This is a genomic window from Aliirhizobium wenxiniae (assembly GCF_014201355.1).
In the GTDB taxonomy this organism is placed as follows: Bacteria; Pseudomonadota; Alphaproteobacteria; order Rhizobiales; family Rhizobiaceae; genus Neorhizobium; species Neorhizobium wenxiniae.
Window position 1 is genome coordinate 134,848 of the sequence record NZ_JACHEG010000010.1, and the last position, 12,704, is coordinate 147,551.

Below are 12,704 nucleotides of genomic sequence, written 5' to 3' on the forward strand. Positions count from 1 at the left end.
AATCAGGCCCCTCCGCCAGCGATGAAGTCGACGAGTTCCGCTGCAGCAAACATGCCGGCAAGGCTTCCGCCGACACGAAGCAGGGCGCCCCAGGACCAGAAGCCAAAGGCAGCGGCCATGAACATGCCGATGAAGGCGACTGCGCCAACCGACCGACCGAAAGACCCGGTGAAAAACTGGACGAGCCTATCGGCCGCATTCTCCAGAGCATCCAGGTTTTGAGCCGCCGCGGGTTCAAACTGCACCAACACAAGGATCGCGCTGGCTGCGACGACGCACGCCGTGTTGCCAAGAGCCTTGCGCTTTGCAAGCCAATACCAGGCGGCTCTGCCGTTAAACATGCCGATCTCGATAGCGACTGCGGAGTTTTTCATGGGACTACCTCTTCGTTGACGATCTTCACGGGACCACCGTCAACGATGTGGCCATGCTCCTGCGGAGCCGGCCCAAGCGCTGCCGATGGTTCTGCGACTGAGAAAATAAGCATGGGCGACTTGGCGCGATCGGCCCGGACCCTGTGGGCAACTGACGAAGCACTGGCCTGGGACTGGATCCCGGCATGAGCCGTCGGGGGAACTGCGGGCATCCCGGTGTAATATCCAACGACGCGCGTGACATAGTCGGCGGTCTCCTGGATCAAGGGAAGCGAATGGTTGGCATCGACGCGCAGCTCACCAGCGTTATAGGCCGACGCGATCAGCACAGGATTGCGGTATTTGCCGATCAGAAGACGCAGGAAGCGTGTTCCCGCGCGGATGTTCTGTTCGGGGTCCGTGAGATCGGTTGCTCCGAAGGCGCTGCCGATCTGCGGCATGACTTGCATCAGGCCGATGGCACCGGCCGGACTGGCAAGCTGCCGATCGAAGCCGGCATTCTCGGCACGCATGACGGCGAGCACCCAGTTCGGGTCGACCTCTTCTTCGGCCGCGATCCTGACAGCAAGGGCAGCATAGGCTTCGGGTATGCCATCCAGAAGATCACTTCGTGGCGATACCCTGTGGGCTGCCTGCAGCCCTCCTTTATCCACCTCGGGACCCATTTCGGCCCGCCCATCCCCGAGTGAGAATACGTCGATCGAGGAATAGGCGGCGCGCCGGCGTTCGCCACCCTCATCGTCACTTGGCGCCGGAGGGAGAACCGACTGATACGACGCGGGGCGTGCCGGTGTGTCTGCGATCACAAGCGGTGGATATTTCGAGGCGGGCGCCAGTTCGCTGAACCGCGCCACGAGGCTCTCCGCGTTGACCGCTGGGGCAGAAGCAAAGACCGGTCGGGACGCATTCGGGAGGCCCGTGGATGTCGGCGACAACCTTGTAGATTTCGGCGCTACGCTTGACTCCGCTGGAGGTCTTTCCGCGCTTCTACCGGGCCGGATGTCATGTTCGCTCCCGAGGCTCGAGGCATACCCTGTGAGGAGAAACACCGAGGCGATCGCGGGCCAGATTGAGCTCCGTAACCTTATCCCTTGCGGTAACCTCTTGAGGTAAAACGAGCTGCGATCCATTTTCGAACCAGTTCAAAATTACACTGCGGTATAAGTTTTGAACTGCATTCCTGCACGGAAATCAACCTAAAATGTCACTTGCGTATAATTTTAGCACCATCGACTTTATGACTGACCTCTAAAAACAAGGGGATTTCAATCGCCTACGCGCGACCATCGATCCGCTGTCCAACGGTACCGAACTTGCTCCTGATCCCCGAATATCTTGGAGAGACGGACCGCCGCGCCGCCCTTGACCAGCACAGAGCCAGCATCTGCTCCTGATCGCGCCCCGTAGATTTCGCAGACGTAGTTTGGCAGCTCTTTTTGAATGCGCGGCGCCGGAAAGCAGGACGAAACCTGATAGCGGTGGTCGTCACCAGACGCATATTCGCGCCCAATCTGTTGAACGGAGCCTAGCCGATGGCGCACAAAGTCGGTGCCATATTCCAACTGGCAGTCAACGATCGTCGCGCCGTGGTGCCTGCAGGCCGCGAGACTCAGATAGGCGTAGGGTGCAGGAGGAAGCGGACGCTGGGGCGGAATGGTGCTCGCGCATCCTGCCAATGACGATGTGAAGGTCGAGACAAGAAAAAGCGTCCTTAAATTCTGCATGTCGTTACTCCTGGGTTTCCCGGCGATAGCCAGCGTCGGTCAATGCGTCGATAAAGAGGTCGCAGGCGAGCGAACAGAAGGGAGATGCGAGCTGAGCCAGATGAAGCTCGGTCAGGACAAGACCGAGATCAGAAATGGCGGCGACAGCGCTTGCCAGATCGCCGCTTACGCCATCACAAAGCATCTCCTGCCCCTCGTGACCCTTGATGATCAGCGCGTAATCGCCTCGAGCAATGCTGTGCCAGAGCTCGACAGTGCCGGTCTCTCCGGCGCGGCTTTCTGCGTCGCAGATGAGCATCAGCGAATAGTCGGGGTGCGGTATCCGATGTTCCTCGACAGTCGTGCCGACCCTGAACTCGGTCAACTCCACATGAGAAGAGAAGATAAGGAGGCCTTCGTTGACCAGCAGGCGCCGCGCTCCCAGCCGAACGAAGCCGTTCATCGCTGCCGCCCGAATTGAAGCTGAAGGAAGCGCATCGCGGCAATGCTGACAAATCGACCGCATACCGCCGTCTACCATGACGAAGGAAGCGTGAAAGCGATCGACGATGAACCGTTCTATATTCTGGGTTCGACCGCCTAGGCTTTCGACAAGGGCGTATCCATCGAGCTTTCTCCATGGCTTGGAGAGCAAATCAACGTCGGGCCTGAAACCAGCATCGTTTACGAGAGAGGCTGGTCCAGCGACGATCGCGGCCGATCTCGTCTGGGCACCGCAACCCGTGCAGTCGATCGCGACAGGGACCTGGAACCATTCCTTCGTCAAAACAGATCGAGCGTTTGTCAGTTGCGGCCACCACCAAGAAATTACACTGCAGTATAATTTCTATCATCGTGACTTCTGTCTCTCAAGACATTTGCGCGTCGAATATGCCGGGTAGCACTTTTGGATCTCGCCGACTTGGTAAGGGCCCTCACCTTTCCGGTCGCCAAGTCGCTCAATGGGTAAGGCACTGAATGAGCGATAGCCTCATTCGCTCATTCACCGATACGCTCAGACGCCAATCGGCGTATTTACCTATAACCCGGTTCGCTCAATAGGCGCGGCACCGATCCGCCGATGCACCGAGACGCGCATTCACCGAATCTCCGATTGCGGTATTTGCTCATAGCCCTATCCGCGGATGCCTCGTTCGCATCTTCACCCGTTCGCCTACTCACTCCTTCACCCATTGACGCATTCGGCGAATACGCGCCACGCCTATTCACCTATTCACCTATTCACCTATTCACCCATTCACCGACTTGCCGACTTGCCGACTTGCCGAAACGCTCAACCACGCATTCGCCGATCGCAATTGACGACGGGACCCCCGTCTCCCAGCCGCATCTTTGCCAACTGCTGCAGCATTGGAAAATGGTCCATCAGCCCCTCCTCCTCAGCGGATTTCTGAAGGCCACTAATGCCACCCACAAAAGGCAACGTTGCACTCGCCCCTCGGGCGAAACGGCTATGGGTATACCCATAGCCTATCCTGCCATCTTACCCAGCCATCTTACCCAGCGATCTTACCCAGACCGGTCAGACAGCGTGCCCGAGACGCAAATGCTGTTGCAGGTCGTCAGACGATGCAACAGCGATCGGAGGTATCACCGACGATCCGCGTCGCAGGAACAGCGCGATGTCTGACCGGTCTGGGTAAGTTTCCGAAGCGAGCCGTGGTCGCGAGCAGCCGGGATGTTCGGGCCGCAGCGATCAGACATCGATGGCTGCTCGCGACGAGACAGCGAGCGCACCGCGGGAGGAGATGGGCAGATCGAGCGGATACCCGAAGGATGAGGGTGTAGCGAAGGCTGCCCATCTCCTCCGTATTGTTTGGGGAAGTCGCGGCAGCGTCCGTCTACCGGCCCGAAGGTCGGGCGGGTCTCGACCCGCTCCCCAGGGAGAAGAGACCACGGCCCCACCGGGACTGTGCCCATATCCGGCGATCAGCCGGCGGGGGTGCGCGAGGGGTTCCCCCTTGCGATGAGGCGGCCGGTCGATCCGGTCGTATCATCTGGCGAGAGTGATCGTTACCGGAGGCGGAGACCGCGAAGCGGGCTCTGTGAGAGGTGCTGCGCGCCGCGAATAGAGCCCGGTCGGCACAGGCCGGCTCGCTTGATCGGAACACCGTCTCTCTGATGCGGCCGCCCCATCACGGAAATGAATCGATCATTGCCGACCGATTCATAACTGTCGTTGGACGGGAATTTGCCAATCGACGATTCTGTCGACATGATCTCACAACCATACCAGCTCTATGTCGAGCGATCTGATACGCTGAAAAACATGGCCCGTTACTACGCCATGGATATCTCAACGACATTGTTCGGCCACGCCTGCCTGACGCGGCGATGGGGCCGCATCGGATCTCGGGGCCAATCGAAACTCCATATCTTCGAGGATGAGAAGGACGCGGTTTCGCTGTTCCTTGATATTTTGCACCAGAAGCGCCGCAGGGGCTACCAGCCATCCCGGCGATAGCTCCCGTGCTTTGTCCTGAATGCCGGACGCATCGTTGCCAAGCGGAGCTTCGTGCCCGGTAAGTCGGTCGAACCGACGGACCGGGCAAGGCCTGACGGCGAAAGCCTCCCTCAGAAGGGAGGCTCAGCGGAGACCTGCCCCTCCTGTTCGGCAATGATCACTGAAAGCTCGGCGCGTGCCAGTTCCAGTTCGAGCTCGAGATCGCGGCGCTCGACAGCGTCGACCGATGCATTCAATTCCAGGCGCAGCTCTTCAATGTGTTGTTCCAGAAGCATCTTCGTCTCCTTGACGTTGTGAATGACGACGCCCGCGGTCATGAGGGGTCGGGTCGGGTCAAGGTTCGCGTCAGCGACCGGCGGAGCCGGCGTGCGGAGGAGCCGATTTTGTTGAAGCGGAGGGAACCGGAGTGGAGGCAAAATTGGAGGTGCCGCGCGACCTTGAGGCGGCGCGATCGCTCATGGCATCCTTGGCAAGACTGAGCAGACATTCCCTCACCGTATGGCACCCATTCAATGGGCACGGCCGGAAACACCCCCTGTTTGGGTGCTGGTGGCCTGAAGTTGTGGACATCCGGCATTTCCAGGCTTTTGTGCTGCACTGCGCCAGTGACACGCCGGAATTCCCCTGCAAGGGATTTTGGATCAATGATGCGGAGACAAGAACATGACGACCACAAACGAAATTGCAGACAAGATCGCTTCCGACCATAGCCTGACCAAGGCACAGGCCAAAACCATCGTAGAGTCGGTGATCTCCTCAATCACCGCTGCTGCCGTTGCCGGCAATGAGACAAGCCTGCCGGGTTTTGGGAAGTTCAAGGTGAAGGATACCCCGGAGCGTGAAGCACGCAATCCGTCGACCGGCGCGACCATCAAGGTCGCCGCCGCTCGGAAACTGGCATTCACGCCGGCCAAGGCTCTGAAAGACGCCCTTAACAAGTGATGGCACCGAAATCATAGCCAAGAGGCCCGGTTATCCGCGGTGCCTTCTTGGCTGTGAAAGGACTACCTACCAAAATTCAGCCGCGCTCCAGTCGGCACCACAAAGTCCGGGTCAAGCTCGGTCCGGTCCGGCTTAGCTGAACGACAAAGGAGAAGCCCCGCCTTGGCCGGCGGGGCTCGATATTGTGCGGATCAGATCTCGCGCTTCGGGCGGTTCCAAATGAGAGCGTATTCGCCGTCCGTTTCGCTTGGCCACAGGGCAGCTGTGATCGGTGCGTTGAAGCTCGGATCGTCGAGCTTTACGGAGATGTACTGCTCGCCGTCATTGGAAACCGCCTTCCAGCCGGCGCCAACCTCGACGCCGTTGCCGGCGGTGATGCGGAAATCCGGGGCGTCCCGTGAGACCCGTTCGATCGGGTTAAGGCGGGCCTTCATGCTGACGGTGAGGGTGCGAACGTTGCCGATGATGGAGTTGTTGCCGCTGGTGGTGAATTCGCCGATGACTGCCATTGTCGTGTTCCTTTTCCGGTGTGTTCGGGCCGCGCCCACCGCGGCCTCGATGGCGGTGTCAAGACCGATGGCGATCGCCGCCGCACCCTTGGGCCGGAACGTCAGTGGAGGGCGGGCGGGAGCGGCTTTATTGCCTCGCGAGGAATGCGAACCTGTTCGCAGGGGAAGAAAGTTGCGGACGGCCGTTGCGGTCCAGGCGATCGAGACGAAGTCGGCCCTCGGTCACACCAGTCCCATCGAGGTCTGCGTGGGTGTTGTCCGTCGTTGCGGATGGGCAGGCCACGACCTGTGCTCATCGGCAGGCTCGCGACCGGCGTGATACGCAAAACCATGGCTCCGTGCCCCCCCGCGACTGCCTGGTAACGCTGACCGGTCGACATGAGACCGCACGCCACTGTTTTGCCTCCACGAGAATACCGTTGCGCTTGCGCTGGTTCGCCGGGCTCCCCCGTTCGCGGAAGCCTCTCGACTTGTAACGCTAGACACCGCACAGGCCTTATTGCCGCCGGATCATGCCACCGGATCGTCGCGGGGAACAAGGTCTCGGTCGTGGTCCGGCGCGAAGCGATCTCGACCTGAGCCCATGGTCGTGGATTGGACCCCGGCCCCGAGCGACAGCGCTCCGAGCCGGATCGTCAATGTTGCGGGGTTATCGACAAACTCGGGCTTGAACAACCTTACGCCGCCTCCGGTTCGGACGCCGCCTGCGGCTGAAGGTCGTGGAGATAGGCGACGGCGCGCTGCGCATGGGCAGCAGCCTGGAAGATTGCGCGCTTGTCAGAGCCAAGGATTGCAGCCCAACTCTGGATATAGGCAGCATGATCAGGCCTCGGCTCCAGTTCCGGGACGATCCCCAGATCGGCACAAATCATGGCAGCTCCGAGCTCCACGAGCACCTCTTCGAAGGCGCGTTCGCGCCGATCCTTGTGATAACGGGACAGATCCCGGTTCAACCGATGAGCTGCAGATGTCCAGTGCAATGTCTCATGCGCGCGGATGGCAATGAATGAGGCCATGTCGCGGAATTGCGCCGGCTCGGGAAGTTGGACGTGATCGGTGGGCGGCGAATAATAAGCCTGGTTGCCGCCATAGCGGACGACCGCACCGGTATTGTCGAAGAAGCGATCGGCATGCTCGATGCGCTCAAGCGGTTCGGCAATCGCGTCTGGAGCGCAGTAATAATGGTCCGGCAATCCTTCGATTTGATCACAATTGAAAACTGTGTAAGCCTTCATAAACGGGATATCCCGCTCGATTTCGCCACCGCGTAAATCGGATTCCGTCTTGGTGAAGCGGCTCGCATAGACAACGCTGGCACCGCTTTCGCCCTTGCGAACATGGGCACCCAACTCGTTGGCCTGACGCAGGGTCATCCAGGTCGCCGAATTGAACCCGTAAGCGACGCTCTCAGACCATAAAAGCAGGACATTGAGACCGGTATAGGCCTGTCCGTTATGGCGGAGCGGTCGGCTGACCCGGCCCGTCATATTGCAAGCGCTCCATGGCTTGATCCAGGGGCGCACGCCGTTTTCCAGATCGGCGACGATCCGATCGGTAATGCGGGCATAGATGTCGATGCGGGTGGTTTTGGTCTTCCTGCTCATGTTCGAACCTCCATTTACCTGAGGTCCCGTCGGTCGCGACCCCGTCACGGCGGGCCGTTTGCAGGAGCGGTCAGGGGGCAGGCGCACCGGAACGGCCTCAACGTATGTGGAGGACGGCGAAGCCGTTGCGGCCTGCATCCGGCTCCTGCAGGACCGAGACCGGGACGGGGTTGCGAGCGACGCCCGGGACCATCTGTCTTCCTTCTTCCCCTTTTTGCCTTAGTCATGATCATGGTCGCCGACATGGAAAAGCCGCCCGGGGTTGGGCGGCCGCGCATTTCAGAGCTGCATTGAAGGGCGGAGCCTGAGCTCCGCCGGTGGGATCGCCTCAGTCGAAAGCCGACATCTGGGCCGCGGCCGCTTTGCGGTCGAGCGTCTGGCCGGGATTTTCGACCGGTCGGTCGAAGGGCTTCCAGACCTCGCCGACAATCTGCTCGTAAGCGGCGACAGCGCCTTCCGCCGCCATCCGCAGGGCGTGGGCCTGGATGCCCATGTCTGCGGCGAATTCGCGCTTGCGCTGGGCGGCGCTGTCATAGCCGACCGGGCCGTCGAGATCCTCGTCGCGGGCTTCAGCGGCACCCTTGGCGGTGGCGTCGCGCGCCTCGGTGACCGCGCGGGAGTAGAACTGGCCGGCGCCATGGGCCGAGCCGACATAGGCGCCGACGATCCGCTGGAGGTGGATCTGCATCGCCCGTTCCCCGAGGCCATCCGAGAGGCCGCTGGCCGTCTCGATGATCAGACGCTCGTGCATGTCGCGGATGCCGTCGCTATCGAGGATGGCAGCGCCGAAGCTCTCTGCGATCTTCAGTGCCTGGGCTTCATCGGGGCAGGTCAGGCGGACCATCTCGACGGTGGCGCCCTTACGGAGCTGGAGGACGCGGGCCGATGGATGCGACGCCTGATGTGAGGATTGCCGGGACTGGGTTGTGGGCTTTGCCATGATGGTTTCCTTTCGTTATCTGCCGAGGCGGTTTCGGCCCCCTTGGCCGGCCTGTCCTTCGGTGCGGTCGAAAGGGGCCGACGCAAGCCGGCCGGTTCAGGGTCCGGGCGCGCCAGATCGAGCGAAGCTGGGGTGCGGGCAAGCGGGGCTAAGGCCCTGCGATGATCCGCATTCCTGCTTTGCGACAAGCGGCATGACCGGCCGCCCCGCGGCGCGATAGCGGCCTTGAAGCGGACGGGCGTTGGTCCAGACCGCCACGAAACCGAAGGGCAGACCGACCAAGGGAGCAACCTTGCCGGTCGAGATGACGGGGCTAGCCCAGCACATGCATGACGACCATGCCACGATCGGACAGGATCGCCGATGACGACGAGGCAGTCTCAAGCACGGACAGCGTCAGCCCTGTAGCAGTTCCTCATGCCTGGACGATCGCTCATGCCACAGCCCTCCCCTGCCCCGCGTTGCTGGCGACCTCGTCGGCGGTGACGTCCTCCAATACGGCGGAGGGATAGCCGTGCCGGGTGAGCCACTCTTCCGCTGCTTGGCGGCTGGCGGCTAAATGGACGAGTTCGGCATTCTCGCCGGCTCGGTCGAAAACGCGGCAGCTTCCGATGGCTGGGACTTCGATGATGCTGAAGCTCAGGCTGCTGTCTAGCGAAAAACTCCGATAAATGCGGATCGCAATGACCCCGCCAGCCCCATGATCGCCTTCGTGCAACCTGAAAGTGGCCGGCACGATCATGCTGCCGCGCCGATATTCGCCCTGACGGCTGACCAGTTGGCCGCTGCTGTTGTGGCTTCGCCATGCGGACAGCCTTTTTCGGTGACGTTCAGGTGGGCGAGGCGTGCCGTCGGACCAGGCCAGAACGGAACCGATCGGGGCCAGAAATGCAGGATGAGTTGACATGGAAAACTCCTGGATGAATTTGGTCGGTGGAGACCGAACCGCCGCCAGTGGCGACCACGGGCGGCGGTTGGGTCGTGGAGAGAAGCGTGCGTGCAAGGCCGCTATTCGGCCGCGATACCGTAAGCGCGCTCATCCTCATCGAGATCGGGTTCATCGACGCCGGCCTCGGTGGCATCGCCATCATCTGTGGCCTCACTTACAGGATCTCCGTCGGGATCACCGGCGCCATCGAGGTCGGCGTCATTCGAGAGGCTATCCTTATCGGGCTCGGCCTTGTCGAATACCTCCCCGTGCTTTTTCAGGTTGATGATGTCTGCAGGGTCGGGCGCGAAGAGCGCCGAAGCGTGGACAAAGCGGTCTTCAGCAAAGTGGCTGGCGAGTTCGGCCCGCGTCTCCCGCACCCTCTGACGCGGCGTCACATTCGCATCCTTTGCGACCGCCTCGAGCGCCTGCCTCGACAGGCGCAGAAGGAAATCCTCCGATCCCATATTGGGAAGGAAGCCGTCGGCGCCGATCGTGTCACCGGCAATCCGGGAGACGACGCCGCTGTTCGACATGCCACGCCGGCAAGACAGGACGTCGATCAGCATGGAGCGCGCGACAACACGGAGCGTTTCCATGGTTATGTCGAGCTTACCGTCATCCGAGATGAGGCGGGCGGCATGCCGCCGGAGACGGCCCGGTCCGATCACCGTATCGCTCGCGCCGGAATCGACCCGGACATTCAGGCCCGCGAATGCGATAACGAGCAGCCCCATCAACGTGTCGTCCTCGATCGGCGCCCGCGATAGAGCGTCGTGCAGAGCATCGGTGCGGAAGTCGCCGATCATGTCCTGCCCCTTTTGCGTCACGTCGGGGCGTGCTTTCGGATTGTCGATCACAGCACTACCGTCGCTCCCACCGCTGGCCGCAGTGCCTTTGGTCTTCTTCTCCTCGGGCATACGATACGCGACGGACTGCACCTTGCCTTCACGGTCGAGATACATGCCGACATGATCTGACTTCGAAGGCTTGCCATAGACCCGCTCAGCCTTTTTCGGGAGCTCGGGCTGCCCCCAATTGTTGACGTCTACGATCGCGCCCTTCTTTGGAAGATTGACCGTCATCCATTCTTGCTGTGCTCCGAGAAACGCCTCGACATTCGTCGTGTACCGGCTGTCCTGGTCGGCGGGTGCAAAGAGGTCCTCGACCCATTCGATCCCATAGGCGCTTGCGAGATCGTCGCCGAAGCTCGCATCCTTGGCGAACATGCGGGTTTTCGAGAGAGCGCGAGCGATATTGTACCAGTCGGCACGCTCTGTCTTTTTGGGCTTGTTCGCCTTCCAGACTTCTTTCTGTTCATCGAGCGACGCCGCGGCAATCGTGCGAAGCTGCTGTTCGTTCGGCATGTCGCCGAGCGCCATGTGATCGAGCATGGCGGCCAGGACATTGGCGAGAAGCCGAAGCTTCCGGATCTGGCGAACCGGAAGCGCCAGCGCTACGCCGATCGCCTCTTCGGTCCAGCCGAGGGCCACGAGCCGTTCGATGCCACGCCATTGATCGATGGGGTTGAGGGGCTCGCGAGCGATATTTTCGACCATGGACTGCATGGCACCGTTGTCGTCGGCGGGATCTTTAACGAGGACCTGGATTTCAGCGAGATCTGCTGCAATGGCAGCACGCTTGCGCCTATGACCTGCCTGGATGACATAACCATTGCCGCCGTTAGTTTGCGGCGAAACAACGGGAGGCTGGATGATACCGACGGCCTTCACCGTTGCCAGAAGCAGCGCGTCGGACTGGGGCGACGTTTTTGTCTGGCGCGCGTCGTCGGGGTTGTCATTTAACGCACGTGGGTCAATCGTGATGAGATGCATGTGTTTTGCTCCTTGCGGGTTTCGGAGCGGCGGTCGCCACCCCTTCCTGCTTTCAGTTCTTTCCGAAGACATCTCCCGGACCGCGGGGCGAACGGTCCGGCGCAACTGCGCCCGAGCGGCCCTGCCCGGCAGGAAGAGCGGGGCCTTAAGCCCTGCGAGACCGACGGGCAGGGTTGAGGAGGGGGCGGTTGAGCGAAGCGACGCCGGGACAGGCGATCTGCGAGAGGGTTTCTTCCCCTTTCCTTTTCCCTCTTTCATTCCCATGGAGCTTGAACCGGCCGCCCCAATCGAGCATGTCTCGGTAGCTAAGTCGGCGCACTTGGCGGATTGATTTTTTACGAGGATCTTCGTATATATGCCGAAGACAGGTTTCAAGGAAGCGAAGAGAAAGGTTATCACGGCGCTGCAAAGCGGGACTTTCCAGCATGAGACGACGCGCTCGAATGTATCGACGAAGAACCTGCTTCATGGGATTGGTAACGGCAGAGCAGATTTGTGACGTCCTCAAGCGCTGCCAGGAACAAGACCATCAATCTTCACCGCATCACCATGCGCCGTCGATCGAAGTCCACATCATCCAGCGTGATGGCTGGTACATCAAATTCTACTTCGTTGACCCGGATACGGTGTTCATCAGCGTGCATCAATGAGGCTACCCATGAAGCTTTATCAGCCCGGCGACACGAGTAATGCGATCTGCCCTGACTGTGGCAAGCTCGTTTCGACGACCTTCGCCTACCGTGATGTGCCGTTCGATGACGGGACAGGCGTGGTGAAAGGGATCCTCGCGGCAGTCTGCGACGAATGCGAGGCCGTTGTGTCGATCCCCGCACAATCCACGCCTGCCATCCGGCGCGCGCGGGAGGCAGCCGATATCCCGCTCGAAGTCAGCATCCCAGCTCCCGAGATCGAGATTATCGATGCGGCTGCCTACCGGATCGATCCGGATGCAACGACACGATTGAGAAAATCGCTGTTCGCTTTCTACCTTCAACGCCTTCGACACGACGAAAGCGCTGCCGGAATGCTTCGACGCGAATTCGAAACCTGGAATGCGGCGAAGATCGAACAGCGCAATCGGGTCGGCAAGGCTGTGAGGATCCCACAGCGCAGACTATCGTTCAAGATCTCGCCCAAGACCGATCGGGACGTCCAGTGGCTCATGAAGGCGATTGGGATGAACAAAACGGACACGGTCAGGAGTGTGATCATGGAGATCGAACGGGATCTTCTCGCGCCGAAAGCGCCCAACGGCCTGCGCCATCTGCAGGACATCGCCGCGGTCGTCAACGCGTAGGCCTGCGCTGAAATCCTGCGCCGCCTGCTGTTGCATTTGCGATCATCGCGCGTGACAAGACGTCTTTCATTGCTCGTGCCAGACGAC

General features: G+C 60.7%; 14 protein-coding genes. 4 read left to right on the forward strand and 10 right to left on the reverse strand.

Annotated elements, in window-relative coordinates; all coding sequences use genetic code 11:
* Positions 1-2: 2 nt before the first annotated feature.
* The 4 genes from HNQ72_RS26860 to HNQ72_RS30775 all read right to left on the reverse strand — a co-directional run bounded on the left by HNQ72_RS26860 (position 3) and on the right by HNQ72_RS30775 (position 2,540).
* Positions 3-374 (reverse strand): TrbC/VirB2 family protein, encoded by a 372-nt coding sequence (locus HNQ72_RS26860; protein WP_183997102.1) that lies wholly within the window; start codon positions 372-374, stop codon positions 3-5.
* Positions 371-1,228: a transglycosylase SLT domain-containing protein gene (locus HNQ72_RS26865; RefSeq protein ID WP_244654569.1), complete on the reverse strand. Its 858-nt coding sequence runs from the start codon at positions 1,226-1,228 to the stop codon at positions 371-373. The genes HNQ72_RS26860 and HNQ72_RS26865 overlap by 4 nt, the downstream gene beginning before the upstream one ends.
* Before the next feature lie 411 nt (positions 1,229-1,639).
* On the reverse strand, positions 1,640-2,098 hold the full coding sequence (locus tag HNQ72_RS26870; protein ID WP_183997104.1) for a hypothetical protein: 459 nt from the start codon (positions 2,096-2,098) through the stop codon (positions 1,640-1,642).
* 4 nt (positions 2,099-2,102) lie between these two features.
* Positions 2,103-2,540 (reverse strand): hypothetical protein, encoded by a 438-nt coding sequence (locus HNQ72_RS30775; RefSeq protein WP_244654568.1) that lies wholly within the window; start codon positions 2,538-2,540, stop codon positions 2,103-2,105.
* Positions 2,541-4,313: 1,773 nt separating this feature from the next.
* On the opposite strand from HNQ72_RS30775, the gene HNQ72_RS26880 reads away from it, so the two are divergent.
* Positions 4,314-4,562: a WGR domain-containing protein gene (locus tag HNQ72_RS26880; RefSeq protein ID WP_183997106.1), complete on the forward strand. Its 249-nt coding sequence runs from the start codon at positions 4,314-4,316 to the stop codon at positions 4,560-4,562.
* 110 nt (positions 4,563-4,672) lie between these two features.
* Here HNQ72_RS26880 and HNQ72_RS26885 read toward each other — a convergent pair whose 3' ends face one another.
* The gene (locus HNQ72_RS26885; protein WP_183997108.1) at positions 4,673-4,837 is read right to left on the reverse strand and encodes a hypothetical protein; all 165 of its coding nucleotides are present in this window, start codon (positions 4,835-4,837) and stop codon (positions 4,673-4,675) included.
* A 388-nt stretch (positions 4,838-5,225) separates the two neighbouring features.
* Here HNQ72_RS26885 and HNQ72_RS26890 point away from each other — a divergent pair, with 388 nt between their 5' ends.
* Positions 5,226-5,504 carry an HU family DNA-binding protein gene (locus HNQ72_RS26890; RefSeq protein WP_183997110.1) on the forward strand — a complete coding sequence of 93 codons (279 nt, stop codon included), beginning with the start codon at positions 5,226-5,228 and terminating at the stop codon, positions 5,502-5,504.
* Between the two features lie 191 nt (positions 5,505-5,695).
* Here HNQ72_RS26890 and HNQ72_RS26895 read toward each other — a convergent pair whose 3' ends face one another.
* The 5 genes from HNQ72_RS26895 to HNQ72_RS26915 all read right to left on the reverse strand — a co-directional run bounded on the left by HNQ72_RS26895 (position 5,696) and on the right by HNQ72_RS26915 (position 11,320).
* Positions 5,696-6,013, reverse strand: coding sequence for a DUF736 domain-containing protein (locus HNQ72_RS26895; RefSeq protein WP_183997112.1), 318 nt, complete (start codon positions 6,011-6,013; stop codon positions 5,696-5,698).
* Between the two features lie 677 nt (positions 6,014-6,690).
* Positions 6,691-7,617 (reverse strand): ArdC family protein, encoded by a 927-nt coding sequence (locus HNQ72_RS26900; RefSeq protein ID WP_183997114.1) that lies wholly within the window; start codon positions 7,615-7,617, stop codon positions 6,691-6,693.
* A gap of 328 nt (positions 7,618-7,945) precedes the next feature.
* A complete protein-coding gene (locus HNQ72_RS26905) occupies positions 7,946-8,557 on the reverse strand; it encodes a hypothetical protein (RefSeq protein WP_183997116.1) in 612 nt (203 codons plus the stop codon).
* Positions 8,558-8,990: 433 nt separating this feature from the next.
* Positions 8,991-9,464: a hypothetical protein gene (locus HNQ72_RS26910; protein WP_183997118.1), complete on the reverse strand. Its 474-nt coding sequence runs from the start codon at positions 9,462-9,464 to the stop codon at positions 8,991-8,993.
* 101 nt (positions 9,465-9,565) lie between these two features.
* Positions 9,566-11,320 (reverse strand): ParB/RepB/Spo0J family partition protein, encoded by a 1,755-nt coding sequence (locus HNQ72_RS26915; protein WP_183997120.1) that lies wholly within the window; start codon positions 11,318-11,320, stop codon positions 9,566-9,568.
* A 467-nt stretch (positions 11,321-11,787) separates the two neighbouring features.
* Here HNQ72_RS26915 and HNQ72_RS30450 point away from each other — a divergent pair, with 467 nt between their 5' ends.
* Together HNQ72_RS30450 and HNQ72_RS26925 are read left to right on the forward strand one after the other, a co-directional pair.
* Positions 11,788-11,970 (forward strand): hypothetical protein, encoded by a 183-nt coding sequence (locus HNQ72_RS30450; RefSeq protein WP_210319729.1) that lies wholly within the window; start codon positions 11,788-11,790, stop codon positions 11,968-11,970.
* Between the two features lie 8 nt (positions 11,971-11,978).
* The gene (locus tag HNQ72_RS26925; protein ID WP_183997122.1) at positions 11,979-12,617 is read left to right on the forward strand and encodes a hypothetical protein; all 639 of its coding nucleotides are present in this window, start codon (positions 11,979-11,981) and stop codon (positions 12,615-12,617) included.
* Positions 12,618-12,704: the final 87 nt, after the last annotated feature.

Coding starts and splice junctions, on each gene's coding strand:
- HNQ72_RS26860 (WP_183997102.1), bottom strand. CDS start 374: ATGAAAAACTCCGCAGTCGCTATCGAGATCGGCATGTTTAACGGCAGA.
- HNQ72_RS26870 (WP_183997104.1), bottom strand. CDS start 2,098: ATGCAGAATTTAAGGACGCTTTTTCTTGTCTCGACCTTCACATCGTCA.
- HNQ72_RS30775 (WP_244654568.1), bottom strand. CDS start 2,540: ATGAACGGCTTCGTTCGGCTGGGAGCGCGGCGCCTGCTGGTCAACGAA.
- HNQ72_RS26880 (WP_183997106.1), top strand. CDS start 4,314: ATGATCTCACAACCATACCAGCTCTATGTCGAGCGATCTGATACGCTG.
- HNQ72_RS26885 (WP_183997108.1), bottom strand. CDS start 4,837: ATGCTTCTGGAACAACACATTGAAGAGCTGCGCCTGGAATTGAATGCA.
- HNQ72_RS26890 (WP_183997110.1), top strand. CDS start 5,226: ATGACGACCACAAACGAAATTGCAGACAAGATCGCTTCCGACCATAGC.
- HNQ72_RS26895 (WP_183997112.1), bottom strand. CDS start 6,013: ATGGCAGTCATCGGCGAATTCACCACCAGCGGCAACAACTCCATCATC.
- HNQ72_RS26900 (WP_183997114.1), bottom strand. CDS start 7,617: ATGAGCAGGAAGACCAAAACCACCCGCATCGACATCTATGCCCGCATT.
- HNQ72_RS26905 (WP_183997116.1), bottom strand. CDS start 8,557: ATGGCAAAGCCCACAACCCAGTCCCGGCAATCCTCACATCAGGCGTCG.
- HNQ72_RS26910 (WP_183997118.1), bottom strand. CDS start 9,464: ATGTCAACTCATCCTGCATTTCTGGCCCCGATCGGTTCCGTTCTGGCC.
- HNQ72_RS26915 (WP_183997120.1), bottom strand. CDS start 11,320: ATGCATCTCATCACGATTGACCCACGTGCGTTAAATGACAACCCCGAC.
- HNQ72_RS30450 (WP_210319729.1), top strand. CDS start 11,788: ATGGGATTGGTAACGGCAGAGCAGATTTGTGACGTCCTCAAGCGCTGC.
- HNQ72_RS26925 (WP_183997122.1), top strand. CDS start 11,979: ATGAAGCTTTATCAGCCCGGCGACACGAGTAATGCGATCTGCCCTGAC.